This is a genomic window from Piscicoccus intestinalis NBRC 104926, from assembly GCF_001515525.1.
In the GTDB taxonomy this organism is placed as follows: Bacteria; Actinomycetota; Actinomycetes; order Actinomycetales; family Dermatophilaceae; genus Kineosphaera; species Kineosphaera intestinalis.
In genome coordinates, this window is sequence record NZ_BCNQ01000005.1 from 55,400 (window position 1) to 82,179 (window position 26,780).

Sequence of the window (26,780 nt, forward strand, 5' to 3'; positions counted from 1 at the left end):
TTGTAAATACACTGGTCTGGTGACCGAAACGTCCGACGCCACCGTGGCGGGGCTGGGGCCTCGACCGGTGCGTCTCAACCACGATCCCACGACCCAGCTGTCCGCAGCCAGGACGGGGGTCCTCGACGCCTTGTCGGAGACGACGGAGCCGGTCACAGTGCAACAGCTCTCCGCGGGGCTGGGGCAGCACACCAACACGGTGCGCGAGCATCTCGACGCCCTCGTCGCCATGGGGCTGGCCAACCGCATCCCCGGGGTCGCCACCGGCCGGGGGCGGCCGCCGATCCACTACCGCGCGGTGCCACCGGAGCGGTCCCGCCCGCAGCTGCGCGAGTACGCCACGCTCGCGTCGGTGCTCGCCGAACAGATCAGCCGCACGAGCCGCGACCCCGTCGGCGACGCGATCGCCGCCGGGCTCCTGTGGGGTAATGCCCTCGGCGCCAAGGGACCGGACGGCCGCGAGGGTGCCCGCAGCCGCACGATCGAGGTCATCGACAGCCTGGGGTTCGATCCGGCGGAGCGCCCCGACGGCTCGGTCGACCTGCGGCAATGCCCGCTGCTGGAGGCCGCCAAGCAGAACCCGACGATCGTCTGCGGCGTGCATCTCGGCATGGCGCAGGCCCTGCACATGGCCCACGGCGCCCCGGCAGAAGAGGTCTCGCTGGAGCCGTTCGCCAAGACCGGCGCGTGCATCCTGCGGTTCCGCCAGAACGGCTCCGCCGGACCGGCCTTCGTTCTCCCACCCGCCGATACCAGCGCGGATGCCAGCGCGGATGCGACGGCGAGCCGCACGAGCCCCGCAACTGCCGACCCGGGCGAGTCACGGAACTGACAGACTGATACCTGCCACCGGGCTGCGACACTGGGACCGGTCAAGTCCTACGCCACCGGCGAGGGGTCGTCGAGGCGTCGGGCGGGCCAGACGATGACGCCTACCGCAAGACGACCAACGAGGTGCTTCACGATGCTCGTGCGCGAGATCATGACCTGCCCGGCTTTCAGCGTGCACAGGGAGTCCTCCCTGAACGAGGCCCTGCAACTCATGGCAGAGCGCAAGGTCACCTCGTTGCCGGTCGTCGACGACGAGGACGTGCTCGTCGGGGTGCTCAGCGAGATCGATCTGCTGCGCCGCGCGGTGGAGGCCGATCGCCGGGCCCACGCGACGCCCGTGCACGAGAGCGAACCGCTGCCGGAGTCGGTCGGCGAGATCATGACGCCGAACCCGCGCACGACGACCGAGAGCAGCGACGTCGCAGACCTCATCACGTTGTTCACGACGAGCAGCTTCAAGAGCCTGCCGGTGGTGCGGGGCCGCCGGCTCATCGGCGTCATCAGCCGCAGCGACGTCATCCGCGCGCTGTGGCGCAGCGACGAGGAACTCACCGCCGACCTGCGCGCGGTCTTCCACGACTACGGCCAGGACAGCTGGAACATCGAGGTCCATCACGGCGTCGTCCAGGTGACCGGCACGGGCACCACCCGCGAACGCGACATCGCCGCGGCGATCGCGCACTCCGTGCTCGGCGTGCGTCGGGTGCACGTCACACCACCCGTCGAGGCCTGAACGCGGCCGGCTGTGGGGTTCGACGGGTACGACGAGCCTGAGCGACGCTCGCGGGCGCGGCGGTCGAGCCGCACGCCATCGGTCTCCGGACCGGCCTGGCGCGTGCTGCGGCGCCTGTTGTTTCCGCGCCCCGAGACGACCCTGGCCGGGTTGGACCGGGTGTTCCTGTACATCGTGCTCGCGCTGCGCACCATCGACGTCACCAAGCTGATCCCCGCGGTGCTCGGCACCGCCGGCCGCTCCCCGCAGCCGGCGCTCAGCCTCGGGCTGGGCACCCTGTTCGTCGTGTGGAGCGCGGTGCTCATCGTCATCGGCCTGCGGGACGGCTCGCTGGGTCGGCGCGGCTGGCTCGTCAAGGTCGACGTGCTCATCAGCTGCGTGTGTCTGCTCGCGGTGCTCGTCATCACGCCGCCGGAGCTGCGCATCAGCCAGTGGGACGCCTGGGGCGGTTCGGTGACGTACACGTCGGCGCTGTTCGCGGGCATGGCCCTCAAGCGGCACCGCAGCCGGCTGCTCGCGGCGCTGCTGCTGTGGGTGTGCGCGGTGATCCCGACCGGTTTCGTCTCCGGGCACCCCGACATCGTGCTCATCGGCTGGACGAATTCGCTGGTGTACCCGGCCTACACGGCGGTGGGCTGGCTGGTCTCGGACTACTTCCGGCGGGTGGCGGAGGCCACCGACGAGGCGCGCCGGCTCGCGACGGAGGCGGCGGCACGGTCCGCGGCCGAGGCGGAGGCAGCCCGGCACCGGGCGCTGCTACACGACCAGGCCACGATCCTCGACCTCGTGGCCCGGGGCATCGAGGACCCGACGCTCGCCGACTCCGAGCGGCGGCAGGCGGCGGTGGAGGCCCGCAAGGTCGCCGCGTTCATGACCGAGCCGCCGCTGACGACGGCGCCCGCGCAGGACACTGACCTGGCGTCGCTGGCCCGGGCGGACGCGCACGACTTCGCCGATCTCAACCCGGTGGTCAGCGTCGACCTGGCCGAGGGCACCGTGGTGCGCGCGTCGGTCGCGACCGTCGTCGGCTCGGCGCTGACGACCCTGCTGCACAACGTGCGCCGGCACGCGCAGTCCGACCTGTGCGTCATTCACGCCGACGCCGACGCGGGCGCCTGGGAGCTGACGGTGCGTGACGACGGAGTCGGTTTCGACCGTGAGAACAGCCGCATCGGCTACGGGCTCGGCGAGCTCGTCGAGCGGGCCAGCACCCGCGCGGGCCTCGACGTGCGGGTGGAGTCGGCGCCGGGCGAGGGCACGACGGTGACGCTGCGCGGAGGCCCGGAGACCACCGTGCGAGAAGAGCGCGCGTCGGGTGAGTCGATGACGGGGCCGAAGGGACGAGCGACGCTGTGGTCCTCCTGACGGCGCGGCCGGGAGCCGCGAGAGCGGCCCGAGTGGCTGGCGAGGCCCCGGGACTTTCCTGGGTAGGCAGACGACCCTGCAGCGGTCAAGATATCCAGGTGGCCGCAGGAGACACGGGAACCACTCCCCCCGGGGGGCGAGGCAATCGCCACGCGCCGGAACACGATCCGCGATCCGGCCGCGCCCTGGACACAGGCCCGGAGACGGGTGGGCCGGCCGCCGAGGAGCAGCGTCGCCGACCTGCCGGGGCACCGTTGATCTTCGGCATGGGTGCGTCTCCCGGTCGGCACTCCGCGCGCCGATCGGCCTCCGGCGGGTCGGGCGGTTCGGGCGGGATGGCGCGCGGCTCGGCACCGGACCGGCTCTCGATGTCGGGGATGCCGTCGTGGTACAGCTCGGACGGGCCGCGCTCGAGCGACGACGTGACGGTGGCCTGCGTCGACGACGACACGCTCATCCGGGAGGGCGTGGCGCGGCTGCTGCCCGGGCTGCGGGTGGTGGCGACCTACGAGACGGTGGAGGCACTCATCGAGGCGCAGCCGTCGGTGGATGTCGTGCTGCTGGATCTGTGGCTGCGGGAGCCGGACGGCGACGCGGGTCTGCGCCAGGGGGCGTCGGGAGTGACGACGGTGCACCGCGCGGGTTACCGGGCGCTGATCTACACGAACGAGCGGCGCCGAGAGGTGCTCGCGGGTTGTCTCGCCTCCGGTGCCCTGGGCGTCATCCACAAGTCGGAGTCGCTGGAGACGATCGTCGACGCGGTGCGTCGCGTGGCCATCGGTCAGGTCGTCATCACGACGGCCCTGGCCGGCCTGGCCGAGGTCGTCGAGCGCCGCGGCGGCATGCCGCACCTTTCACCGCGCCAGGTGGACGTGCTGCGCGGCCGAGCCCGCGGTGAGACGTACAAGTCGATCGCGACCAGGCTCGACATCGCGCCGAAGACCGCCGAGGAGTACATGGGCGAGGTGACCCGCCGGTTCTCCGACTTCCTGTGCAACCACTCCGCCGCCGACCTCGAACGGCACCTGGGCATCGGGTTCGGCGACCTGCTCAGCGATCGCTGAGCACGCCGACCCGCGGCCACGGAGCCGTAGTCAGCTAAGGCTAAGTTTTCTGGATTCATTCAAGTCCTGCGGCTACCGTGGGGTGCGAGGGCGGCTCGTGCTCATCGACGAGCACACGAGGCCCCGGGGCATCGGCCGAATCGCGGTGCCCCCCAACCTCGGTCGCGCAGCACCTGGGAGTCGCCGCGTGGGCCGCCCACGGAAACCGCACGATGACGAAGGAGAGCACCCCATGGCTCAGCACCAGGATCACGACTACGCGGGATTCGACCCGAGCATCCCCTCGACCACGGAGGTCGGCGCGCCTCGGGAGTCCGACGCCAACTCGCTGTCGGTCGGCCCCGACGGCCCGCTGCTGCTGCACGACGTCGCGCTCGTCGAGAAGCTGGCCCGTTTCGACCGGGAGCGAGTGCCGGAGCGCAGCCCGCACGCCAAGGGCTCCGGCGCGTTCGGTGAGTTCGTCGTCACCGGCGACGTCTCCGCCTACACGAAGGCCAAGTTTCTGCAGCCGGGCGCGACGACCCCGATGCTGGCGCGTTTCTCCACCGTGGCCGGCGAGCTGGGCTCCCCCGACACGTGGCGCGACGTGCGCGGTTTCGCGCTGAAGTTCTACACCCAGGACGGCAACTTCGACATGGTCGGCAACAACACGCCGATCTTCTTCGTGCGCGACCCGATGAAGTTCGCCGACTTCATCCACTCCCAGAAGCGGCTGCCCGACTCCGGGCTGCGCTCGAACAACATGCAGTGGGACTTCTGGTCGCTGTCGCCGGAGTCGGCGCACCAGGTGGCCTACCTCATGGGAGACCGTGGCCTGCCGCGCTCGTGGCGGCACATGAACGGCTACTCCTCACACACCTACCTGTGGGTCAACGAGGCGGGCGAGAAGTTCTGGGTGCAGTACCACTTCCACACCGACCAGGGCGTGGAGAACATGACCAACGAGGAGGCGGCCAAGATCGCGGGCGCGGACGCGGACTACCACCGCCGCGACCTGTTCGACGCCATCGCACGCGGCGACTTCCCGTCGTGGACCCTGCACGTGCAGGTCATGCCGTACGAGGACGCGAAGACCTACCGATTCAACCCGTTCGACCTCACCAAGACGTGGTCGCACAAGGACTACCCGCTCATCGAGGTCGGCCGGTTCACCCTGAACGCCAACCCCTCGAACCACTTCGCGCAGATCGAGCAAGCCGCGTTCAGCCCGTCGAACACGGTGCCGGGCACCGGCGTCTCCCCCGACAAGATGCTGCTGGGCCGCGTGTTCTCCTACCCGGACGCGCACCGCAACCGCATCGGCACCAACTTCAACTCCCTGCCCGTCAACGCGCCGGTGGTGCCCACCAACTCCTTCGACAAGGAGGGGCAGATGCAGTACCACCACAGCGGCAACGCCCCGGTGTACGCGCCGAACTCGTACGGGCGCGCGTTCCAGGACCAGCAGGGCAAGGTCGACAACGGCTGGGAGACCGACGGCACCCTCGTGCGCGCCGCCTACACCCTGCACGCCGAGGACGACGACTTCGGCCAGGCGCACACCCTCGTGCGTGAGGTCTACGACGACGCCCAGCGCGAGCGCCTCGTCGACACCGTCGCCACGATGCTGGAGGCCGGCGTCGAGGAGCCGGTGCTCTCGAACGTGTTCGCCTACTGGCGCAACATCGACGACGAGGTCGGCGCCTCGATCGAGAAGACCTACCGCGAGCGCACCTCCGCGTAAGCGCCGCTCGCCACGCGCCCTGCAGGTCGGTCACCAGTTGCCCGGCCTGCAGGGCGTTCCGCGTCCGTGGCCAGAGCCTGGGCGGACTTCAGCGTCCGGAAGGCGCTCTGCCAAACGCGCGGTATATCGCCCGTCTGGCATAGCGGAGTCAGCGTCAATGGTCGCACCGTGGCGGTGGGCCCTGCGGTCGGCGGCCTCGTTCGGTTGCCCCGCGTCGGGGCCGCGCGGCGGGCGGTGGGCCCGAAGGGAGGCTGGCTGAGCCTGAGCCTGGCGGATGGTCGCCGACCGCAGAGGTGACGCGCGCAGACAAAGGAGCGTGGCGGGCGGTGGGCCCTAAGGGAGGCTGGCTGGGTCTGGCGGGAGCCCGACCGGAGCGCTAGCGCAGGTCGGGCGGATGGTCGCCGACCGCAGGGCCCACCGCCCGCCACGCGGTCCCCAACGGCCGCCCGCCCCAACGGCCAGGCATCACCCGGGCCGACCCCGAACAGCGCTATGCCAGACGGGCGACATATCGCCCGTCTGGCATAGCGGAGTGCAACCTCAGCGGCGGGTGAGCTCGCTGCGCTCCCAGCCGCGGCGGGCGTCGCGGGCGCCGAGGTGGCCTTCGGGCTTGGAGCGGTAGACGACGAACGGGCGCCAGAGGTACTCCAGCGGGGCGCTGAACACGTGCACGAGCCGGGTGAAGGGCCAGAGCGCGAACAGCAGGCAGGCCATGAGGGTGTGCAGCTGGAAGGTGAGCGGGGCGGCGCTCATGAGGTCGGGGTTGGGGTGGAGGGTGAAGAACTGCCGCCACCAGATGGAGACGCCCTCGCGGTAGTCGTAGTGGGAGACGATGTTGCCGAGCACGGTGTTGGCGAGGCCGAGCAGGATCACGGCGGCGAGGAAGACGTACATGATCTTGTCGTTGGCGGTGGTGGCGGCGAAGACGGGGCCGGTGAATCGGCGTCGGTAGATGAGGATGATCATGCCGAGCACGGTGCAGACGCCGGCGACGGCGCCGATGGAGATGGCCATGAAGTGGTACATCTCCTGGCTGATGCCGACGGCCTGGGTCCACGACTTGGGGATGACGAGGCCGAGGAAGTGGCCGCCGATGACGAACAGCAGGCCGAAGTGGAACATCGGGGAGCCGATGCGCAGCAGTTTCGATTCGTACATCTGGGAGCTGCGGGTGGTCCAGCCGAACTTGTCGTAGCGGTAGCGCCACCAGTGTCCGACCAGGAAGGTGATCAGACACATGTAGGGGATGATGACCCACAAGAAGACTGCCATGACTACGCCCTCACGAATTCGCTCGAAAAACTGCCGGACTGGTATGCCTCCATGCCGACTTCCTCGTCGGGAGGGCCGGTGGCGATGAGCTTGCTCACGGCGTCGCGGTCGCTGCCGACCAGGACGGGGAAGGTGCCGGTGAGGGCCTCGATGGCGGCCAGGTAGGCGGAGCTGCGGTCGGCGAGCGAGATGCGCAGCAGCTCGATGCCAGCCCGGTGGTCCAGGAGCAGCACGCGGCCGACGGCGGGGTCGACGGTGGCGGTGAACTCCAGCAGCACGCACAGGTGGTCGGGCAGTTCGTCCTCGGAGAGGTCGACACCACTGGCCTGATACGCCTGCTTGATGTCGAGCAGCGCCATGCCGCGCTTACGAGTGTCGCCGTAGCCGTAGTAGCTCAGGTGCAGGCAGCAGCGGCGGCGCAGGTCGAAGGTCTCGACGTACTCCCGTTCGAGGGCCTCCAGCGGGGTGTGCTGGAGCCGGTCGAGCAGCGGCAGGAGGGTGCGCGCCGACTTCACGCCGTGGCCGGCGGCGCCGTCGACCGCCTCGCGCAGCAGCGGGAGCCGGTCCTGCAGCTGCCGGGTCGGGTAGTCGAGCACGAGCGAGAGCACCTGGTACAACTGCCGGGTCGCGTCGTCGACGTGCACGCCGGCGGCGCGTTCGTGGGCCGGCCGGCGGGCGGGCGCCGAGCCCGCGGCGTCCTTCGGCTGCGCGGACTTGGGAGGCCGGCGCAGCAGAGTCAGCGGGATCCTCATTGGGTCAGGCCTCCCTCGCGGTCGGCGGGCGTACCCATCGCGTCGGACTCCTGACGGCGCTTGGTCTCCGCGAACGTCTGGATGGCCACCGGCACGGGGCCGCCGCGGCCGGAGTCCTGGCCGAACGGGCTGCCTCCGCCGTATTCGGAGACGGCGCAGTCGGTGGCGAGTTCCTCGAGGCGGTGGGCGTCTTCGGCGTGGGCGGTGGGGATGACGTAGCGCTCGTCGTACTTGGCGATGGCCAGGAGGCGGTACATGTCGTACATCTCCTCCTCCTCCATGCCGACGGCGGCGGGGATCTCGCCGCGGGGGTCGCGACCGAGGTTGATGTCGCGCATGTACGAGCGCATCGCCGCGAGCTTCTTCAGCACGCCCTCGACGACGGCCACGTCACCGGCGGTGAACAACTCGGCCAGGTAGCTGGTGGGAATGCGCAGGCTGTCGATGGCGGCGAACAGCACGTCGCTGTCTTCACCGTCGACACCGGTCTTGGTGACCTCGTCGACGATCGGGCTCAGCGGCGGGATGTACCAGACCATCGGCATCGTGCGGTACTCCGGGTGCAGCGGCAGCGCCACCTCGTACTTGTTGATGAGCGCCCACACCGGAGACCGTCGGGCCGCCTCCAGCCAGTCCTCCGGGATGCCGGCGGCGACGGCCGCGCGCTGCACCTCGACGTCGTCGGGGTCGAGGAAGCACTCGCGCTGCGCCTGGTAGAGCGCCTTGTCGTCGGGGTTGGCGGCGGCTTCCGCGACCTTGTCGGCGTCGTAGAGCACCAGGCCGATGTAGCGCAGCCGGCCCACGCAGGTCTCGGAGCAGACCGTGGGGATGCCGACCTCGACGCGCGGGAAGCAGAACGTGCACTTCTCGGCCTTGCCGGTGCGGTGGTTGAAGTAGACCTTCTTGTACGGGCAGCCGGTGATGCACTGCCGCCAGCCGCGGCACGCGTCCTGGTCGACGAGCACGATGCCGTCCTCGGTGCGCTTGTAGATCGCGCCGCTGGGGCAGCTGGCCGCGCACGCCGGGTTGAGGCAGTGCTCGCAGATGCGGGGCAGGTAGAACATGAACGTCTTCTCGAACTCGAGCTTGACGTCCTCGTTGACCTTGCGCAGGATCGGGTCGCTGCGCGTGAGGTTGGGCGAGCCGCCGAGGTTGTCGTCCCAGTTCGCCGACCACGAGATGTTCATCGGCTTGCCGGAGATCAGCGAGTACGGACGCGCGACCGGGGTGTGTTCGCCGAGCGGCGCGCTGATGAGCGTGTCGTAGTCGTACGTCCACGGCTCGTAGTAGTCCTCGATGCCGGGCAGCACGGGGTTGGCGAAGATCTGCAGCAGCTTCTTGATGCGCCCGCCGGCCTTGAGTTCGAGCTTGCCGTTCTTGACGATCCAGCCGCCCTTCCAGCGCTCCTGGTCTTCGTAGGTGCGCGGGTAGCCCTGGCCGGGCCGGGTCTCGACGTTGTTCCACCACACGTACTCGGTGCCGGTGCGGTTGGTCCACGCCTGCTTGCACGTGACCGAACAGGTGTGACACCCGATGCACTTGTCGAGGTTCATCACCATCGCCATCTGGGCCATGACACGCATCAGAGCTCTCCTGCCTTCGCCTGCCGGTGCTGGTTGCTGCTCGTCGCGTTCATCAGTACGTCACGTCCTGCGAACGGCGCCGGATCACGGTGACCTCGTCGCGGTTGTTGCCGGTCGGGCCGTAGTAGTTGAAGGCCCAGCTGATCTGGGCGTACCCGCCGGCCACGTGCGAGGGCTTGAACATCACCCGGGTGATCGAGTTGTGGATGCCGCCGCGCTTGCCGGATGCCTCGGCGATCGGCACGTCGATCGTGCGGTCCTGGGCGTGGTGCATGTACACCAGTCCCTCGGGCATGCGCGAGGAGACGATCGCACGGGCGGCGACGACGCCGTTGCGGTTGACCGCCTCGATCCAGTCGTTGTCGGCGATGCCGCACTTCGCGGCGTCCTGCACGCTCATCCAGATGACCTGGCCGCCGCGCGCGAGGCTGAGCATGAGCAGGTTGTCCTGGTACTCCGAGTGGATCGACCACTTGTTGTGCGGCGTGAGGTAGCGCACGGTGATGCCGACCCCGTCGGCGCCCGGCTGGCCGATGCCCGGCTCGCCGTACAAGGCGGTGAGGTTCAGCGGCGGCCGGAACACCGGGAGCGCCTCGCCGATCTCTTGCAGCCAGTCGTGGTCGATGTAGAACTGCGGCCGGCCGGTGAGCGTGTGCCACGGCTTGAGCCGCTCGACGTTGACGACGAAGGCGCTGTAGCGCCGGCCGCCGTGCTCGGAGCCGGACCACTCCGGGGAGGTGATGACCGGCTGCGGCCGTTCCTGAGTGTCGCGGAACGTGATGAGGTGCCCGGCCTCGCCCTCGGACAGGTCGGTGAAGTGCTTGCCGGTGCGGGCCTCGACCTGCTTCCAGCCCTCGGTCGCCAGCCGGCCGTTGGTGGTGCCGGACAGGTGCAGGATCGCGTCGCCCATGTCGCGGTCGCGGGCCAGCGAGGGCCGCCCGGCTCCGGCGCCGCCCCGCACGGTGCCGTTGTGGTGGCGCAGCTTGTCGATCTCCGGAGTCGGGTCGAAAACGACGCCCTTGGTCGGCATGCCGAGCTTCTCGGCCAGCGGCCCGATCGCCCCCCACTTCTGCGCGATCGCGGTGTAGTCGCGCTCGATGGGGATCATCTTCGGCATCGTCTTGCCGGGAACGGGCTCGCAGTCGCCGTGGCGCCAGTCCTTGACGATGCCCCGCGAGTACGCCAGCTGATCGGGGGTGTCGTGCTGCAGCGGCGCGAGGATCATATCGGTGCGGGTTCCCAGGTGCACGCGGGCGAGTTCGCTGAACTTCTCGGCGAGGGCGCCGAACGTCGCGTAGTCGGTGCGGGTCTGCCACGGCGGGTTGATCGCCGGGTTGAACGCGTGCACGAACGGGTGCATGTCGGTGGTCGACAGGTCGTGCTTCTCGTACCAGGTGGCCGCGGGCAACACGATGTCGGAGAACAGCGTCGTGCTCGTCATGCGGAAGTCGAGGGTGAGCACCATGTCGAGCTTGCCCTCGGGCAGGTCGTCGTTCCAGCGCACCTCGCTGCCGCGCTTACCCTCGGGCGCCATCTGCGCGCGCAGCGAGTTGTCGGCGCCGAGCAGGATCTTGTTGAAGTACTCGTTGCCCTTCGAGCTGGAGCCCAGCAGGTTCGAGCGCCAGATCGTCAGCACCTTGGGGCAGTTGCCCTCGCCGTCGGGATCCTCGGCGACGAATCGGATGTTGCCGTTCTGCAGTTCGCGCAGCACGTACTCCTGCGGGCTGATGCCCTCGGACTTCGCGGCGTCGCAGTGGTCGAGGATGTTGCCCGACAGCGTCGGATAGCTCGGCATCCACCCCATCCGGGCGGAGGCGGCGAGCAGGTCGGCCGGCGACTTGCCTTCGAACAGACCGGTGCCCGTGGCCGAGGAGAGCACGTCGGCGCCGTGGGAGTCGTAGCGCCACTGACCGGTGTGCAGGTAGAAGAACGCCGCGGAGATGTTCTGCCGGGCCGGGCGCTGCCAGTCGAGAGCGAACGCCATCTGCGCGAATCCCGTTTGCGGGCGCACCTTCTCCTGACCGACGTAGTGGGCCCACCCGCCTCCGTTCTTGCCCTGGCAGCCGGTGAGCGTGGTCAGCGTGAGGAACGAGCGGTAGATCGTGTCGGAGTGGAACCAGTGGTTGGTACCGGCTCCCATGATGATCATGCAGCGACCGCCGGAATCGCGTGCGGTCGTAGCGAATTCGCGGGCGATGCGGATGCACTGCGCGGCGGGGACGCCGGTGAACGACTCCTGCCACTCGGGGGTGCCGACCTGGCTCGGGTCGTCGTAGGAGGCGGGCCACGTGCCGGGCATGCCCTCCCGGGCGACGCCGTAGTTGGCGAGCATGAGGTCGTAGACGGTGCAGACCGGCCGACCCGCCACCTCGCGGACGGGCACGCCGCGCCGCAGCACGGCGCCCTGCCCGCCGGGGGTGTCGAAGCGCGGCAGCTCGACTTCGACGGCGTAGGTCTGCTCGTCGGAGCCGTCGACGTCCATGACGCTGAGCACGGGGTCGAGGCCCTCCAGGTCGAGGTTCCACTTGCCCTTGCCGGACTCGCCGTAGCGAAAGCCCATCGAGCCGTTCGGCACGACCGGGCCGCCGTCGGGGGCCATGAGCACGGTCTTGAAGTCGGCGTTCTCGGAGGCCGCGTCCTCGTGCGCCCAGTCGTCGTGGGTGAGGTCGGAGGCGACGAGGAACTTGCCCGGCACGAAGGCGTCGCCGCGGCGCTCGAGCTGCACGAGGAACGGCAGGTCGCTGAACGTCTTGGTGTAGTCGATGAACTCCTTCGTCGGCTGCTCGACGAAGAACTCCTTGAGGATCACGTGCCCCATCGCGATCGCCATCGCCGCGTCGGTGCCGGGGTGCACCGCCACCCACTCGTCGGCGAACTTGGCGTTGTCGGCGAAGTCGGGGCTGACCGAGACGACCTTCGTGCCGCGGTAGCGCACCTCGGCCATGAAGTGCGCGTCGGGCGTGCGGGTGACCGGCACGTTCGACCCCCACATCATGAGGTAGGCGGAGTTCCACCAGTCGGCCGACTCCGGCACGTCGGTCTGGTCGCCGAACATCTGCGGCGAAGCCGGCGGCAGGTCGGCGTACCAGTCGTAGAACGACAGCACGGTTCCGCCGACCAGCGAGTAGAACCGCGTGCCCGCGGCGTAGGAGATCTGCGACATCGCGGGGATGACCGAGAACCCGGCGAGGCGGTCGGGCCCGTACGTCTTCGTCGTGTAGACGTGGGCCGCGGCCGCGATCTCGACGGCCTCCTCCCAGGAGGTGCGCACGAGGCCGCCCTTGCCGCGGGCCCGCTTGTACGTGCGGGACTTCTCCGGGTCTTCGACGATGCTCGCCCACGCCTCGACCGGGTCGCCGTACTGCTCCTTGGCCTCGCGGTACATCGTCAGCAGCACGCCGCGCGCGTACGGGTAGCGCACCCGCGTCGGGCTGTAGGTGTACCAGGAGAAGGCGGCGCCGCGGGGGCAGCCGCGCGGCTCGTACTCCGGACTGTCGTCACCGGTCGTCGGATAGTCGGTCTGCTGCGCCTCCCACGTGATGATCCCGTCCTTGACGTAGACCTTCCACGAGCAGGAGCCGGTGCAGTTGACGCCGTGCGTGGAGCGCACCACCTTGTCGTGGCTCCACCGGTCGCGGTAGAAGCTGTCGGCTCCGCGCCCGCCCTCGTGGGTGATGCTGCGCCCGTCCTGCGAGACCTCGCCCCGCTTGTGGAAGAAGCGCCCCATCCCGAGGACCCCGTCCCCAGAACCGTTGTGCCCGGAAGCCGGCCGCTGTGCCGTGGTGCTCACCCGTGTCTCCTTCGTCGTCAGGCCATCTGTCGTCGAACGCCGCGAGGCGGGAACCGTCGACGTCCACGGGCCCCCGCCGGAAACTGCTCAGGTCAGCGAGCGTGGAGCGACAACGATCGCTCCTATATTTGTTACTTGAAACTTCGGTCTAATACTAGGCAGGCCACCGGCCCGGTCGGCCAGGCCGACGGGTAGCAATATGCCCGGCTCGTCCCGGCCAGTGCCGCCGACGTACCGCCTACTGTTACACCGGCCCCACGTCCATGGGGGGCTAGCTTGACGCCACATCCCACGCCCCACCCACCCGCACAGGAGCGACGATGAGCAGTCCCGGCCACCCGACCGACACCGGCGCGAAGTCGCCGGGCAACCCGTGGCTCATGCTCGGTCTGGCCACCCTCGGCTTCGCGCTGAACTTCTGGGCCTGGGCGCTGCTGAGCCCGCTCGGCCCGCTGTTCCGCGCGGACAAGACGCTGGGTGAGCTCTCCGAGTTCCAGGTCTCCCTCATGGTCGCGGTGCCGGTGATCGTCGGCTCGCTCGGGCGCATCCCCGTCGGCGCGCTCACCGACCGCTACGGCGGCCGCATCATGTTCCCGCTGGTCTCGGCGATCACGATCGTGCCGGTGCTCTTCCTCGGCTTCATCGGCATCCACTCCTACGTGCTGATCCTCATCGGGGGCTTCTTCCTCGGCATCGGAGGCACCGCGTTCGCGGTCGGCGTGCCGTTCGTCAACGCGTGGTTCCCGCCGCAGAAGCGCGGACTGGTGGTCGGCATCTTCGGTGTCGGCATGGGTGGCACGGCGATCAGCGCGCTGACCACGGTGCCGCTGTTCAAGCAGGGTCAGCTGCTGCCGTTCCTCATCACCGCCGCCGCGCTCGGCGCGTTCACCGTCATCTCCTGGCTACTCATGCGCGATGCGCCCGGCCGGACCCAGGCCCCCGGCACCCTCATGAGCCGGCTCGCCGCCACGAGCAAGCTGCCGATCACGTGGCAGGCCTGCATCCTGTACGCCGTCTCCTTCGGTGGCTACGTGGCCTTCTCCGTGTACCTGCCCGCCTACCTGCGCACCGCGCACGGCCTGGAGACGGCCGACGCCGCCAACCGCATGGCCGGCTTCGTGGTCATCGCGGTGCTCATGCGGCCGGTCGGCGGCTGGCTGGCCGACAAGTTCGGCGCCGTGCCCGTGCTCGGCATGGTGTTCTCGCACGTCGCCGTCTGCGCGGCGATCGCCGCGGCCTCCCCCGCCCTGGAGGCGGGCGGAACGATCGCCTTCCTCGTGCTGGCCGCCGCCCTCGGCGCCGGTAGCGGCGCCACATTCGCACTCATCGCGCAGGCCACCGAGCCGAGCCGGGTCGGCGGCGTGACCGGTCTGGTCGGCGCGGCCGGCGGCCTCGGCGGGTTCGTGCCGCCGCTCATCATGGGCGCCGTCTACGGCAACACCGGCTCCTACGCCATCGGATTGTGGATGCTCGCGGCCACCGCCGCCCTGACCCTGCTGCTGACGTTCACCATCGTCAACCGCACCGTGCTCACGATGGAGGCGCAGAAGGCCTGACCCCTCGGCGGGAGGTCGCGGGCGCGACCGCACCGCCGGATGACGCCCAGGGGCCGCCCCGCGCAGTGTGCCGGGGCGGCCTCCGCGCGTGTCGACAGCATCGGCTCGGGCTGAGAGAGTTCAAGAATGTCCACCTCGTCCTTCTCTTCGGTCTCCGACTCCCCCACCGGGTCGCTGTCGGTGATCCGGCCGCTGGCCGGAGCCGGAGGCCGGCGTCACGACACCGCCCGCGGCGGGCCCGCCGGGGAGCCGGCCACCGGGTCGGTCACCACGGTCTCCGAACGCACCCACACGGTCGCGATGCTCTATCCGGGGCACGGCGCGCAGGACGAATACGCCTGGCTCGCAGAGCAGCTCGACGGCGTCAACCTGCCCGTCGAGCACACCTGGCGGGGGCCCACCCTGCACGACGTCGAGTCGCTGCTCGCGCTGGGCACCAAGGAGCGGCTGGCGCCGGCGGCGCTGCGCGCGGCGCGGATCCACGGGGCCGACGCGGTGATGTGGGCCTGCACGTCGGGCAGCTTCGTCTACGGCACGGCCGGCGTCCAGCGGCAGGCGCGGTGGATCGCCGATGCCGCGCGAGTGCCCGCCTCGTCGACGAGCATCGCCTTCGTCGAGGCCTTGCGGGCCCTGCGGGTGACGAGGATCGCGGTGGCGGCGACCTACCCGCCGGCCGTCACCGGGCACTTCGTGCACCTGCTCACCGACGAGGGCTTCTCGGTCGCCTCGTGCTGCAGCCGGCCTCGCATCGGCGAGCACGCGGACGCCCTGAGCGCCGAGCAGGTGCGCGACCTCATCGGAGACCGGTTTCCCGCCGACGTGCAGGCCGTCGTCGTGCCGGACACCGCGCTGCACACCCTGCGGCTCATCGACGATCTGGAGCGCGGTCTCGACAAGATCGTGCTCACGGCCAATCAGGTGACCGCGTGGTACGGGCTGCGGCTGGCCGGCTGGCACGGCCGAGTCGAGGGGTTGGGTCGGCTGTTCCTCTGACCGGTGCCGGTGGACTCAGATGGGCTCAGATGGGCTCAGGTGGGCTCAGACCCAGATGACGGTGGGGTCGACCCGCAGGTCGCGGCCCACGAGGTAGGCGAGCGCGAGGTCGAAGATGTCGTCGGACATGGGGTTTCCGTCGACGCACATCTCGTAGTCGGTGAACAAAGACTCGACGTACGGCACCGTCACCGGGCCGGTGAGGGCGCCGGTGCGACGGTCGCAGATGAGCTGCCAGGCAAGAAAGCTGGCCGGAGCCGGTTCGGTCGCTTCGGTCGGCTCGGTCGGCTCGGTCGGCTCGGTCGGCTCGGTCGGCTCGGTCGGCCCGTTCAGCTCGTTCGGCTCGGCGCCAGGCTTCCCGGGGGCGGTGTCGCGGCCGAAGCGTTCGCCGGTGACGACCTCGAGCAGTTCGCGATCGGACTCGGTGAGAACGCGCAGATCGTCCGGCGCGGCGGGCATCCATCGCACGTCGCCGGTGACGAAACGACCCGTCTCGGCCGCTGCCGCGTGCAGCAGCAGCGAAAGGTCGAATGTGCTGGTCATCGTGTCACCTCCTGCCTGCTGGTACTGCTGGGCGTTGCCTCCTCTTCGGCATCCGGGGCGCCGCACTGAGCACTCTCGTGCCTGCGAGTCCGTATGCGCTACAACACATTTGCCGTACCGACCGGGGTCGGTAGCGGCGGTAGACACCCCCCGAACGACGAACGATGCCCACGTCAGACCCCCCGCGTGGAACCACCGTTCGAGCGCGACGCTACCGGTTTCGAGGGCGGCCACCACAACTTGGTTCCCGCGAGTCGTTCTCGTGTCGAGACGGCCATGTATACATCAGGAGCGGGTGGGTGCGGCGGGGTCGGCACCCGCCTGCTGGCGCAGCAGCTCTCGCCCGGCGATCCCGGCGTCGCGCGCGTCGAATTCGGCTCGCACCGCGGCGACCCCGCGTCGGATCGCGGGATCGGTGCGCACCCGACGAACGGCGGCTCGCAGGGCTCGCGCAGTGATGCGGCGCCCGCGCAGCGAGCATCCCGAGGAACTCCATTCGACCCGGCGCCCGATGTCGGCCTTCTCCTCCGTGCGCCCGGCCTGCACGACGGGCACGCCGTACGCCAGCGCGGTGGTCACTCCCGTCCAGCCGCCGTTGGTGACGAAGACCGTGGCGTGGCGCAGCAGGTCGTCGTACGGCACGTAGGCGTCGGCGAGCACTCGCGCGCGCCCCGCCGGCGGGCGCAGGCGCGCGGCGACGGCCGGGGAGCCTGCGGCGACGACGATCGTGCAGTCCTCGTCGGCCAGCGCGTGCAGCGTCGGCTCGATGAGTTCGGCCGGGTCGCGCCGCAGGCTGCCCTGGGTCAGGGCGATCACCGGCCGGGGATCGGCGCCGAGCCCGGCGCACCACCGCGGAGACTGTGCCCCGGGTGGGCGCCGGTACAGACTCCCGACGAACTGCAGCCCGGCGGGCAGACCGTGGTGGCGCGGGTACTCCAGCCCCGGCACCCCGCCGTGCAGGTGCAGCTGCGGCGAGACCCCGGCGGCGAGCACCCCACGGGGGTCGGGCGGCAGGCCGCGGGCGCGGGCCGTCTCCCGCAGGGCGCGCGCGGAGGCGGTGAACAGCGCGTCGCTGGCGCGATGCACGACACGGTTGCGCAGCCGCTGGTGCGGGCCGGTGCGGTACGGCAGGCCGGAGCCGAAGGGCGGGGTGTCGGGATCGCGGTCGTGCAGCGGGCCGTCGCCGAAGCTCGCCCAGGGCACACCGACGGCCTGGGCGGCCAGCCCGGCTCCGTAGGCGAGGGTGTCGGCGAGCACCAGGTCGGCGCCCGTGCGGCGCAGCAGCCGCTCGACGTCGTCGACCCGGCCGGCGGCGCGCCCGACGATGTGGCGGGCGTACCCGCGGCGCACCTCGCGCAGCGTGCCCATGACCGGGATGCCGCCGCTGTCGCGCTGCGGGTCCCAGGCTCGCTCGACGTCGGCCGGCTCGGCGCCGAGCGCGCTGATCGCCGCGTGGTATTCGCGGGGAGCGTGCCAGGTCACCCGGTCGCCGCCGGCCACCAGCGCCGCGACGAACACGCTCGCGTTGAAGGTATGCGCGGGGATCGGGGTGGTGCTCACGACGACGTGCACGCAGGTCGGCCTCCCTCGATGATCCGTTCGCACGCCTCGGTCGTGCGCCTGACGCCATCCTCGGCCGTCAGGGCGTCGGCGAGCTCGCTAGCCGCGCGGCGAAACCGCTCGGGCGGGTCGGCGAGCGCGGCGAGCGTGCGGCGCAGGGCCCGATCGGTGAGGACGTGGCGGTGCAGCGGGCGCGGGCCGGCTCCGAGGTCGTGCACCCGGCGCGCGAGGGCGAACTGGTCGCCGAGCATCGGGATGATCGCCGTCGGGCGCGCGGCGAGCAGTCCGGTCACGGTGGTGCCCGCGCCGCCGTGGTGCAGCACCCCGGCGACCTGCCCGAAGAGCCGGCGATGATCGGTCTCGTCGGCGCTCGCCACCGACCGCGGCGGGTCGTCGATCTCCGCGAGCGGCGCCGCATCGGTGACGAGCCGGCAGCCGACGGCGCCGGCGGCGTCGGCGAGCCGGTGCAGGAGCCGGCCGGAGGGGTCGGTCAACCAGCCGAGGCCGACATAGACCACGGGTGTCGCCGGCTGCGGGGCTGCCGCCGCCGGAACAGGGCCGAACAGGTGTCCGGTGCGCACGACGTGAGCGGGCAGCGGCGCGCCACCGGCGAGCGTGCGGCTGACCGCGAGCACGGTCGGCAGCGGCACGTCGTGTCGCGCGGCGCCCGGAGCCGCCGACATCTGCATCGTCAACGGCCACATCAGGCTGCGCCGGCAGCGTTCGGAGACGGTCAGCCGCCCGGGCTGCCCTGGCTGCCCGTTCTGCCCTGACACCCCGGGGGCGGGTGGCCCGGGCGGGCGCACGTCGCCGACGAGCAGGAGGGCCGCGCGCCCGCCTCGTCCGCGCCAGGCGGAGGCGAGGGCGGCGCTGCCGAGACCGCACAGCAGCACGTCGCGCGGGTCGGCGTCACGCAGCCGCGCCCACAGGCCCGCGCTCCACGCACGGTAGCGACGGCGTAGCAGCGCGTAGGTGATTCCCGCCTGCGAGAGGGTGAGCCGTCGGCTCGTCGGGGTGCTGCCGAAGAGGTCGACGTCGCCCGCGGCGCGGTACGGCACCGACTCCGCCGCGGCGAGCCCGGCGTAGCGGTCCGCGCCGTGCACGAGCACCTCGTGCCCGCGGGCGCGCAGCTGCGCGGCCACCACCACCGCGGGCGCGACGTCGCCGCGCGTGCCGAGCGCGACGAGGTGGACGACGGGCATGCCTCCCTGTGCCCACCGCGGGCCCGGGCTACGCCGATGCGGGGCAGGAGGATTCAACGCGTTCCGGGGCACCTCGGGCCGGGGCGGCTTCGTGCGGGCTCACGGGAGTTTCGGGGCGCGCTGCTGGCACGGGCGACCTACGGTTGGCGGCAGACCACGCGACGTGACCGGGGGTGTTCTGATGGGCAGCACGTCCCACGCGGCCGTGGCGTGCGCGGGGGTGTCGAAGTCGTTCGGGCCGGTCCGCGCGCTGGAGGGCATCGACCTGGCGGTTGGGCCCGGTGAGAGCGTGGGGCTGCTGGGCCCGAACGGCGCGGGAAAGTCGACACTGCTCGGGCTCGTCGCGGGGCTGCGGCGCCCCGACTCCGGGCAGGTGCGGCTGCTGGGCGCCGATCCGGTGCGCGCCGCGACGCGCCGGGGGCTCGGGATGACGCCGCAGGTCGACGCGCTGCCGGACACGCTGCGCGTCGAGGAGGTGCTCGACCTGGTGCGCGCGCACCACCCCGACCCGGTCGGTGCGCGAGAGCTGCTGCGGCTCGTCGGGCTGGAGTCGGCGCGCGACCGGCAGTGCGGGGCGCTGTCCGGCGGGCAGCGGCGCCGGATCAGCCTGGCACTCGCGCTGGCCGGACGGCCTCGGGTGCTGCTGCTCGACGAGCCGACGGCCGGGCTGGACACCGATTCGCGCGATGTCGTCAGTCGGGTCGTCGAGCGGGCCCGGGTAGACGGTGTGACCGTGCTGCTGAGCAGCCACGACCTGCGTGACGTCGAGCGTGGCTGCGAGCGCGTCGTCGTTCTGAGCGGCGGGCGCATCGTCGCCGACGACACCCTCGAGGACTTTCGCGCCCGGGCCCGAGCGCGGCGGCTGCGTGCGCGCACCACCGTCGGCCTGGATCGGCTGCGCGACCTGCCGGGAGTGCTCGGGGCCCGCGTCGTCGAGGCGGGCGCGACGATCGAGGCGTCCGAGGGGTCCGGGGGGTTCGAGGCATCCGAGGCTTCCGAGGGGTCCGCAGCGCCCGAGAGGTCCACGGCGCCCGAGGGGTCCGAGGGGTTCGCGGGGTTGGCGGGGTCTGGGGCGCCCGACGAGCGCCGCGCCGAGGAGTCCGGGGGCTCGACCGCGACGGCATCCGGTGCAGGCTCGCCGAAGGAATCGCCAAATCGACGATCGCGATTCTTCCCGACCGTCACCCCCAAGTCGCTGACCTGCGACGATACCGGCGGTGCGCGGCGCGGCAGCGATCGGGATAGTCGATTCGGCGAAACGTCCGCGGGTGCCGGACGGCTCGTGGAGCTCGACAGCGCCGATTCGGACGCGTCGCTGCGCGCGCTGCTGAGCCTCGACCCCGACGCCCACGACATCCTCGTGCAGCGCGCCGACCTCGACGACGTGCTGCGCAGCACCCTGCGCGGGGCGGAGCAGACATGACTCGTGACGACTCACGCGGGCCGAATGGGCCGGACGAGGCGCGTGTGCCGAGTGCCCGCCTCGTGCGCGCGCACGCCCGGGCCCAGGGCCAGGTGTTGCTGCGCTCCCCGGCCCAGTTGGTGTTCCTCCTGCTGGCGCCGGCGGTGGCGCTGCTGGCGATCGTCGCGCCGATCGACGCGCTGGCGGGCGACCCGACCCAGTCGGCACAGGCCTTCGCGCAGATGGCAGTGTTCGGCGGCCTCGCGGTCAGCGTCTTCGGGCTCGGCATCAACGCCGCGGAGGAACGCGCCTCCGCGTGGTCGACGTACGTGCGTACCCTGCCCGCGTCGGGGTGGATCATGACCGCCGGCCGGCTCGCCGTCACCCTCATCGCCGTGGCCGGATGCCTGCTGCCGCTGACGCTCGCCGCGCTGGCGACGACCGCGCTGCCCGAGGCGCTCGGGCACGTGTCCGGCGCCGCGACCAGCGGGGCAGCCGGGGCACTCGCCAGGCTCGCGTCGATGCTGGGGGCTTGGGTGGTGGCCATCGTCGGGTGCGTGCCGTTTCTCGGGCTCGCGCTGATCGTCGGCTACTCGTTCTCCCCCTCGACGACGGTGGCGATGACCCAACTGCTCGTTGTGCCGCTGGCGTTCGCGGGCGGGCTGGTGCTGCCTCCGGGGGTGTTTCCGCCCTGGCTGGAGGCCTTGTCATGGGCGCTGCCGACGCGGGCCGTGCGCGAGGGCGTGCTCGCGGTGCTCGGGCAGGGCTTCGTCGAGCCCGTGTGGGCCGGCGGGGGCGGGTGGGTACCGGTACTCGTCTGGGCGGCCTGGGCGGTGGCGGCGCTCGTCGGCGCCGCGCGGGCGTACGCGCGAGACGAGGGTCGCCGGTTCCGCTGACCCCGGGCTCGGCGGGCGGGCTCGGCGGGCTCGGCGGGCTCGGCGGGCTCGGCGGGCTCGGTGGGCTGAGCGGGTTCGGCGGGCTCACCGGCCTCGACGGGCGCGGGCCGACATGCGAGACGACGCATCGCCGCAACGTCTGCGATCCTCGATAGCAGGACCGTTGCACCACTCGTGGGCACAGCGACACCACACACGGAGGACATCGATGACCCAGCCGTTGACACCCCCGCCCGCCGCCCAGGCGGCCCCGCTGACGCTCGAGGCGCCCGCCGCGACCCAGCCGGTCGCGCAGACCGCCGCTCCGAAGATGGCGCCGGCCGTGCCGCAGGAAGCCATTCCCGCCCTCGACGCCAAGGTCGAGTCGTACCTGGAGGGTCTGAGCGGCACCGCGACGAAGTCGCCGGAGTTCGACACCCGGGCCGCCGACGTGCGCACGATGGGCGACGCCGACATCCGGCGCGCGGCCGAGACCTCGAACCGGCTCCTGAAGTCGCCGGTGAAGGCCCTCAACGAAGGAAACCTCACGTCGGGCTCCAAGGTCGGCACGACGCTGCAGCAGCTGCGGCGCACCGTCGAAGATCTCGACCCCAAGCAGGCGTCGGTGCCCAAGCGGCTGCTCGGGATGATCCCGATGGGCAACAAGGTCACCGACTACTTCCGCCGCTACGAGTCGGCGGAGAAGCAGCTCGACGCGATCCTGCACTCGCTGCGCAACGGTCAGGACGAGCTGCTGCGCGACAACGCGGCGCTCAACCTCGAGAAGCAGCAGCTGTGGGACTCGATGGGCCGGCTCAACCAGTACGTGTACATCGCCGAGCGGCTCGACGCCCGCATCGCGGCGCAGATCGCCGAGCTCGAGGCCACCGACCCCGACCGGGCCAAGTCGATGCGCGAGGACGTGCTCTTCTACGTGCGGCAGAAGCACCAGGACCTGCTCACCCAACTCGCGGTCTCGATCCAGAACTACCTGGCGATCGACATCGTCATCAAGAACAACATCGAGTTGATCAAGGGCGTCGACCGGGCCTCGACGACCACGGTCTCCGCGCTGCGCACGGCGGTCATCGTCGCGCAGGCGCTGAACAACCAGAAGCTCGTGCTCGACCAGATCACCGCGCTCAACACGACGACGAGCAACATGATCCAGTCGACGTCCGAGATGCTGCGCGACAACTCGGTGGCGATCCAGCAGCAGGCCGCGAGCGCGACGATCGGGCTGCCGCAGCTGCAGGCGGCGTTCCAGAACATCTACGAGACGATGGACGCGATCGACGCGTTCAAGGTCGAGGCGCTCGACAACATGGCCGCGACGATCGGGGTGCTGGAGTCGGAGGTCGGCAAGTCACGCGAGTACCTCGACCGGGTCGTCAAGAGCGACCAGCGCACGCGCACCGGCACCCTCGATCTCGGCGGCGGCCAACGGATCTGAGCCTGACGCGCCCGCGCCGGCCGGACCGCACTCGCCCGCTGTCGGCCGGCCGGGACAGCCGACGCGGGGCGGTTCCGGCACGGTGCGCACTGTTCGCCGACGGGTCTTGTCGGTGGGATCTGACAGGCTGTCCAACAGGTGCCGGGGCGGAACCGCGCGGCCCCGCGGTTCGTAGCCGCAGCGAGGGCACCGATGGGGGCACCAGCCCACGTGAGACGAAGGGGACGACGGCATGGCAATCGGGGATTTCTTCTCCCGCCTCGGCGGCCGGAGCGAAGAACCCGCGCCCGAGCCCGAGCCGCAACGACCACCGACCGGCGACGCCCTGCGCGAGGCCCTGGCGGAGACCGAGCGGCTCGTGGCCGACGGCGGGGTGCCCTCACCGGTCACCGCGCGGGTGCTGCGGGTCACGGGCACGGTGCGCGACACGATCCCCCGGCTCGACGCGCTCGGCGCCGGCAGCGACCGCGCGTACGCGGTGATGGCGACGGCCACCGACTACCTGCCCGAGGCCGTCGGTGGATACCTGCGGCTGCCGCGGCGGTTCGCCGACACGCGCCCCATCGACGGGCCCAAGACCGCGCTCATGGTGCTCGTCGACCAGCTCGACCTGCTCGGCGCCACCATGGACGCCGTCTTCGATGCGGTCTGCCGCGACGACGCCAACGCGCTCGTCGCCCACGGGCGGTTCCTCGCCGAGAAGTTCGGCGCCCGGTCCCGCGGCGGCGACCTGGAGGTGGCCGGACTGCCTGTGCCGCCGATGCCGCCCACGCCCTCCGAGCCGGCTGCGCCAACCGAGGAGGCGGAAGCGGGCTCGGGCGGCTCGGGCGCGTCGAGCGACTCGAGCGCGTCGAGCGGCTCGGGCGGGCGGCTCGAACGGCCCGTCGCGCCGGTCGCGCCGGTCACGCAGGGGTCCGACGAGCCGGGCGCGCCGAAGACCGACGAGCGGACGGTCGACGAGCCAGAGCCGACGACGACCGAGGAGCCGGTGAAGACCGAGGAGCCGGTGAGGACCGAGACGCCCGCGTCCCCGCCGGAGCCGCGCGTCGACCGGCTCCGGCCGCCGAGCAGCCTCGACCTGTGACCGGACCTGTGCTGGACCGATGACTGGACCCGTGACTGGACCGATGACTCGACCTGTGACTCGACCTGTGACTCGACCTATGAACGGAACTGCGCGCCGACCTGCGTGGCCCCACCCACCCGTGAGTGAACGAGCATGATGCCGATGATGCCGATGGAGCTGACCCGATGACCCGCACGAAGGCCCCGAGCCTGCCGGATGCCGTGGCCGACCTCGCTCGCGTGGGCGAGGCCGCCGGGTTGTCCGGCGACGAGGCGCGCCGGGAGGGGCGGCGGCTGGCGGCGGGGGTGCTCGAGACGTCCCGGCCGGGCGGGGTGCACCGGCAATGGCAGGAGGTCATGGGCGGCAGCGTCCAGGACTTCTTCGACGACGCCTCCCGCGGGAGGCGGTTCGCCACCGGCCCGACCGCCCTGCTCAGCGAGTTGCTGCTCGACCGGCCCGCCGACGCGCCCGCCTACGCGAAGGCCCTCGCCGAGGTGGCCACCGCGGCCGCGGCGATCCCCGGCGCCCCGCAGGAGTCGATCGGGCGCGCCACGATGACCGGCGCCACCCAGCTGCGGGCCGCCGGGGTGGCCTCCAACGTGCCCGGCCTGACGCCGCCGGTCAGCGTGCCCTCCCCCGCCCCGGGCACCCGGCGCGGCGCCGATCCGGGCGCGCGAACCGGTTCCGGGTCGAGCCTGGATCTCGGGCCGCAGGTCTCGACCCCGCCTCCGGTCTCGCTCAACGCTGCGCGCGTGCTCGACCAGCTCGGCGCGCTCTCCGACGCCACCCGGCAGGTGCTGCGCGACCACCTCGGCGGGCACCAGACCCCCAGCCGGCCGCGCCGGACCAGCCGATCCAGTTCCCCACGCCCACGCTCGACGACGGCACGTCCGCCGAGACCGGCGTCTCGTCGGGCACCCCGACCCAGGGCGCGCCGGCCGGCACCGCCGCCCAGGCCGCGGCGGGCGAACCGGCGCAGCCGGAGGAGGCACCGCCTCCGGAGAAATCCGTCGAGGAGCTGCTCGCCGAGCTCGACGAGCTCATCGGGCTGGGGCGCGTCAAGCGGGAAGTGCACCGGCAAGTCGCGATGCTGAAGATGGACCTGCGCCGCCAGGAGGCGGGCCTGAAGACCGCCACCGTCACCCGGCACCTGGTGTTCGTCGGCAACCCCGGCACCGGCAAGACGACCGTCGCGCGGCTCGTCGGCGGCATCTACCACGCGCTCGGGCTCCTGGAGAAGGGCCAGCTCATCGAGGTCGACCGCAGCGAACTCGTCGCCGGCTACCTCGGGCAGACCGCCGAGAAGACCGTCACGGTCGTCGAATCCGCCGAGGGCGGAGTGCTGTTCATCGACGAGGCGTACACCCTCGCCGGCGACCAGTACGGGCAGGAGGCGGTCGACACCCTCGTCAAGGAGATGGAGGACCGCCGCTCCAGCCTCGTCGTCATCGTCGCCGGCTACCCCGAGCCGATGGCCCGGTTCATCGACACGAACCCGGGCCTGGCCAGTCGCTTTCGGACAACGATCACCTTTGACGACTACAGCGACGACGAGATCACGTCGATCCTGCAATCGATGGCCACCGCAACCGATTACGACCTGTCCCCACAGGCGCTCACGCGTTTTCGGGAGATCCTCGCCGCCACCCCGCGCGACGAGACGTTCGGCAATGGCCGGTTCGCCCGCAACATGCTCGAGGGCGCCATCGGGCGACACGCCTGGCGGCTGCAGGACGAGGCCGAGCCGACCACCGAGCAGCTGCGCACCATCGAGATGGTCGACCTCGAGGAGCACGACGACCTCGCGGCGCCGGCGGGTCCGCAGCCCGAGTCGGAGCCCGGGTCCGGGCCCGCGTCGGGGCGCCACGTGGGGCTCGACCTGGGGCCAGACCTGAAGCCCGGCGCTGAGCCCGACTCTGGGCCCGACGCGGAGCCCGACTCTGAGCCGGACGCGGAGCCGGGGTCCGTGGGGGGCGGGGGCGCCGCCGGCGCCGCGGGTAGCATCGACGGCCCAGACACACCGGACAAAAGCCAGGAGGAGGCGCCGTGAGCACACCCCCACGGGGCCCCTCCGGGCAGGGCACAGGACGAGGCGCAGGACGGGGCGCGAGGCAGCGCTCCGGGCGGGGCGCACCCGGCGCGACGGCCTCGCCGGGTTCCACGGCTGCCACGGCCTCGGCCGGCTCCGCGGCCGCGGCGTCTTCGGCGGGCTCGACAGCGTCCACGGCCTCGACGACCTCGGGTGCCTCGGCCGGGGCGGGAGCTACCGGCGTCGCGCAGGCCCCCGGCGCACGCGGCCCGGGCCGCCGGCAGGGGCGTCCGGACCGAAAGGCGACCAACACCGCGCCGGGCGGCCGTCCGGCGCGTTCGACCCCGCAGATGCTGCGACGCCTCTCCGCGCTCGGGCTGCTCGCCGGTGTGCTGACGGGCGCGGCCTCGTTCGGCGCGATCACGATCGGCGAATCGACCGCCCGCACCGACGCCGCCACGCTGGCCACGGCCTCGTCGGCGACCCGCGCCCTGACCGACATCGACGTCGCCCGCGGCCAGGCCACGAGCGCCTACCTCGGGGCCTCCGGCGCGTCGGCCGCCGACGTGCAGGAGGCGGTCGGCGACGCGGCGGTCAGCCTCGCCGCGCTGCGCCCGGCGTCCGAGCAGAGCGCCGCCGCGGTGGAGCAGGCGCAACGCGCCCTCACCGGGTACGCCGCCACCTCGTCCACAGCCGTCTCCGCCGGGTCCACCGACAGGGCCGCCGGGCAGCGGCTGCAGGCCGCCGACGCCGCCCTCGCGCAGGCCACGAACACCGTCTCCCAGCTGGCCTTCGAGGGGCGCACCACCACCGGCTCCACGGTGGCGACGCTGCTGCCGATCCTCGTCGGCGGCGCCGGCACCGTGCTGCTCGCCGGCACCGGGGTGTGGCTCGCGCGCAAGACCCGCCGGGTCATCAACCCGCCGCTGCTCGTCGGCACGCTGCTCGTCGCCGGCTCGCTCGCGCTGGGCGTCGTCGCCACCGCCGC

Annotated in this window: 21 protein-coding genes; 14 read left to right on the forward strand and 7 right to left on the reverse strand. The window is 71.8% G+C overall.

All coding sequences use genetic code 11. The features are described from left to right. Positions 1 to 19 precede the first annotated feature (19 nt). From PINTE_RS02185 to PINTE_RS02205, 5 genes are all read left to right on the forward strand, one after another. A complete protein-coding gene (locus PINTE_RS02185; protein WP_169798436.1) occupies positions 20 to 832 on the forward strand; it encodes a helix-turn-helix transcriptional regulator in 813 nt (270 codons plus the stop codon). A 132-nt stretch (positions 833 to 964) separates the two neighbouring features. After that, on the forward strand, positions 965 to 1,564 hold the full coding sequence (locus PINTE_RS02190; protein ID WP_068425606.1) for a CBS domain-containing protein: 600 nt from the start codon (positions 965 to 967) through the stop codon (positions 1,562 to 1,564). A gap of 12 nt (positions 1,565 to 1,576) precedes the next feature. Further along, entirely contained in the window at positions 1,577 to 2,929 is a 1,353-nt protein-coding gene (locus PINTE_RS02195; RefSeq protein WP_068425609.1) for a sensor histidine kinase, read from the forward strand. A 266-nt stretch (positions 2,930 to 3,195) separates the two neighbouring features. Further along, the gene (locus PINTE_RS02200; RefSeq protein ID WP_245642754.1) at positions 3,196 to 3,993 is read left to right on the forward strand and encodes a response regulator transcription factor; all 798 of its coding nucleotides are present in this window, start codon (positions 3,196 to 3,198) and stop codon (positions 3,991 to 3,993) included. A gap of 232 nt (positions 3,994 to 4,225) precedes the next feature. Continuing rightward, a complete protein-coding gene (locus PINTE_RS02205) occupies positions 4,226 to 5,716 on the forward strand; it encodes a catalase (RefSeq protein ID WP_068425611.1) in 1,491 nt (496 codons plus the stop codon). A 540-nt stretch (positions 5,717 to 6,256) separates the two neighbouring features. Here the strand turns inward: PINTE_RS02205 and narI are convergent. From narI to PINTE_RS02225, 4 genes are read right to left on the reverse strand one after another with little or no spacing between them, the layout of a single operon-like run. Next, positions 6,257 to 6,988, reverse strand: a complete 732-nt coding sequence (narI, locus tag PINTE_RS02210) for a respiratory nitrate reductase subunit gamma (RefSeq protein WP_068425614.1) — start codon at positions 6,986 to 6,988, stop codon at positions 6,257 to 6,259. 2 nt (positions 6,989 to 6,990) lie between these two features. Further along, positions 6,991 to 7,740, reverse strand: coding sequence for a nitrate reductase molybdenum cofactor assembly chaperone (gene narJ, locus PINTE_RS02215; protein WP_068425617.1), 750 nt, complete (start codon positions 7,738 to 7,740; stop codon positions 6,991 to 6,993). After that, positions 7,737 to 9,323: a nitrate reductase subunit beta gene (gene narH / locus PINTE_RS02220; RefSeq protein ID WP_068425620.1), complete on the reverse strand. Its 1,587-nt coding sequence runs from the start codon at positions 9,321 to 9,323 to the stop codon at positions 7,737 to 7,739. Before narH ends, narJ begins: the two co-directional genes overlap by 4 nt. 52 nt (positions 9,324 to 9,375) lie before the next feature. After that, entirely contained in the window at positions 9,376 to 13,113 is a 3,738-nt protein-coding gene (locus PINTE_RS02225; protein WP_217996466.1) for a nitrate reductase subunit alpha, read from the reverse strand. Between the two features lie 320 nt (positions 13,114 to 13,433). Here PINTE_RS02225 and PINTE_RS02230 point away from each other — a divergent pair, with 320 nt between their 5' ends. Together PINTE_RS02230 and PINTE_RS02235 are read left to right on the forward strand one after the other, a co-directional pair. Continuing rightward, positions 13,434 to 14,669 (forward strand): MFS transporter, encoded by a 1,236-nt coding sequence (locus PINTE_RS02230; RefSeq protein ID WP_068425627.1) that lies wholly within the window; start codon positions 13,434 to 13,436, stop codon positions 14,667 to 14,669. A gap of 126 nt (positions 14,670 to 14,795) precedes the next feature. Then, positions 14,796 to 15,662 carry a maleate cis-trans isomerase family protein gene (locus tag PINTE_RS02235; RefSeq protein WP_245642755.1) on the forward strand — a complete coding sequence of 289 codons (867 nt, stop codon included), beginning with the start codon at positions 14,796 to 14,798 and terminating at the stop codon, positions 15,660 to 15,662. Positions 15,663 to 15,707: 45 nt separating this feature from the next. Here the strand turns inward: PINTE_RS02235 and PINTE_RS23770 are convergent, their stop codons facing one another. From PINTE_RS23770 to PINTE_RS02250, 3 genes are all read right to left on the reverse strand, one after another. Beyond that, a complete protein-coding gene (locus PINTE_RS23770) occupies positions 15,708 to 16,205 on the reverse strand; it encodes a hypothetical protein (RefSeq protein ID WP_068425630.1) in 498 nt (165 codons plus the stop codon). Between the two features lie 285 nt (positions 16,206 to 16,490). Then, entirely contained in the window at positions 16,491 to 17,777 is a 1,287-nt protein-coding gene (locus tag PINTE_RS02245; protein WP_068425633.1) for a glycosyltransferase, read from the reverse strand. Next, positions 17,762 to 18,967: a glycosyltransferase gene (locus tag PINTE_RS02250; RefSeq protein ID WP_068425636.1), complete on the reverse strand. Its 1,206-nt coding sequence runs from the start codon at positions 18,965 to 18,967 to the stop codon at positions 17,762 to 17,764. Before PINTE_RS02250 ends, PINTE_RS02245 begins: the two co-directional genes overlap by 16 nt. 181 nt (positions 18,968 to 19,148) lie before the next feature. Here PINTE_RS02250 and PINTE_RS02255 point away from each other — a divergent pair, with 181 nt between their 5' ends. The 7 genes from PINTE_RS02255 to PINTE_RS02280 all read left to right on the forward strand — a co-directional run. Further along, positions 19,149 to 20,390, forward strand: a complete 1,242-nt coding sequence (locus PINTE_RS02255; protein ID WP_068425639.1) for an ABC transporter ATP-binding protein — start codon at positions 19,149 to 19,151, stop codon at positions 20,388 to 20,390. Positions 20,391 to 20,434: 44 nt separating this feature from the next. Next, entirely contained in the window at positions 20,435 to 21,265 is an 831-nt protein-coding gene (locus PINTE_RS02260; protein WP_068425642.1) for a hypothetical protein, read from the forward strand. Positions 21,266 to 21,473: 208 nt separating this feature from the next. Next, positions 21,474 to 22,697 (forward strand): toxic anion resistance protein, encoded by a 1,224-nt coding sequence (locus tag PINTE_RS02265; protein WP_068425645.1) that lies wholly within the window; start codon positions 21,474 to 21,476, stop codon positions 22,695 to 22,697. A 232-nt stretch (positions 22,698 to 22,929) separates the two neighbouring features. Beyond that, on the forward strand, positions 22,930 to 23,781 hold the full coding sequence (locus PINTE_RS21640; RefSeq protein WP_084343118.1) for a hypothetical protein: 852 nt from the start codon (positions 22,930 to 22,932) through the stop codon (positions 23,779 to 23,781). Positions 23,782 to 23,948: 167 nt separating this feature from the next. Next, positions 23,949 to 24,857, forward strand: coding sequence for a hypothetical protein (locus PINTE_RS24855; RefSeq protein ID WP_306304836.1), 909 nt, complete (start codon positions 23,949 to 23,951; stop codon positions 24,855 to 24,857). Continuing rightward, positions 24,851 to 25,813: an AAA family ATPase gene (locus PINTE_RS24860; RefSeq protein ID WP_306304837.1), complete on the forward strand. Its 963-nt coding sequence runs from the start codon at positions 24,851 to 24,853 to the stop codon at positions 25,811 to 25,813. The genes PINTE_RS24855 and PINTE_RS24860 overlap by 7 nt, the downstream gene beginning before the upstream one ends. A gap of 329 nt (positions 25,814 to 26,142) precedes the next feature. Further along, on the forward strand, positions 26,143 to 26,780 hold a 638-nt coding region (locus tag PINTE_RS02280; RefSeq protein ID WP_217996467.1), incomplete at its 3' end, for a hypothetical protein.

Bases quoted from the DNA above. Each gene is read 5' to 3' on its own strand.
- PINTE_RS02190 (WP_068425606.1), top strand. From the start codon at position 965: ATGCTCGTGCGCGAGATCATGACCTGCCCGGCTTTCAGCGTGCACAGG.
- PINTE_RS02200 (WP_245642754.1), top strand. From the start codon at position 3,196: ATGGGTGCGTCTCCCGGTCGGCACTCCGCGCGCCGATCGGCCTCCGGC.
- PINTE_RS02205 (WP_068425611.1), top strand. From the start codon at position 4,226: ATGGCTCAGCACCAGGATCACGACTACGCGGGATTCGACCCGAGCATC.
- narI (WP_068425614.1), bottom strand. From the start codon at position 6,988: ATGGCAGTCTTCTTGTGGGTCATCATCCCCTACATGTGTCTGATCACC.
- narJ (WP_068425617.1), bottom strand. From the start codon at position 7,740: ATGAGGATCCCGCTGACTCTGCTGCGCCGGCCTCCCAAGTCCGCGCAG.
- narH (WP_068425620.1), bottom strand. From the start codon at position 9,323: ATGCGTGTCATGGCCCAGATGGCGATGGTGATGAACCTCGACAAGTGC.
- PINTE_RS02230 (WP_068425627.1), top strand. From the start codon at position 13,434: ATGAGCAGTCCCGGCCACCCGACCGACACCGGCGCGAAGTCGCCGGGC.
- PINTE_RS02235 (WP_245642755.1), top strand. From the start codon at position 14,796: ATGTCCACCTCGTCCTTCTCTTCGGTCTCCGACTCCCCCACCGGGTCG.
- PINTE_RS23770 (WP_068425630.1), bottom strand. From the start codon at position 16,205: ATGACCAGCACATTCGACCTTTCGCTGCTGCTGCACGCGGCAGCGGCC.
- PINTE_RS02250 (WP_068425636.1), bottom strand. From the start codon at position 18,967: ATGCCCGTCGTCCACCTCGTCGCGCTCGGCACGCGCGGCGACGTCGCG.
- PINTE_RS02255 (WP_068425639.1), top strand. From the start codon at position 19,149: ATGGGCAGCACGTCCCACGCGGCCGTGGCGTGCGCGGGGGTGTCGAAG.
- PINTE_RS02265 (WP_068425645.1), top strand. From the start codon at position 21,474: ATGACCCAGCCGTTGACACCCCCGCCCGCCGCCCAGGCGGCCCCGCTG.
- PINTE_RS21640 (WP_084343118.1), top strand. From the start codon at position 22,930: ATGGCAATCGGGGATTTCTTCTCCCGCCTCGGCGGCCGGAGCGAAGAA.
- PINTE_RS24855 (WP_306304836.1), top strand. From the start codon at position 23,949: ATGACCCGCACGAAGGCCCCGAGCCTGCCGGATGCCGTGGCCGACCTC.
- PINTE_RS24860 (WP_306304837.1), top strand. From the start codon at position 24,851: ATGCTGAAGATGGACCTGCGCCGCCAGGAGGCGGGCCTGAAGACCGCC.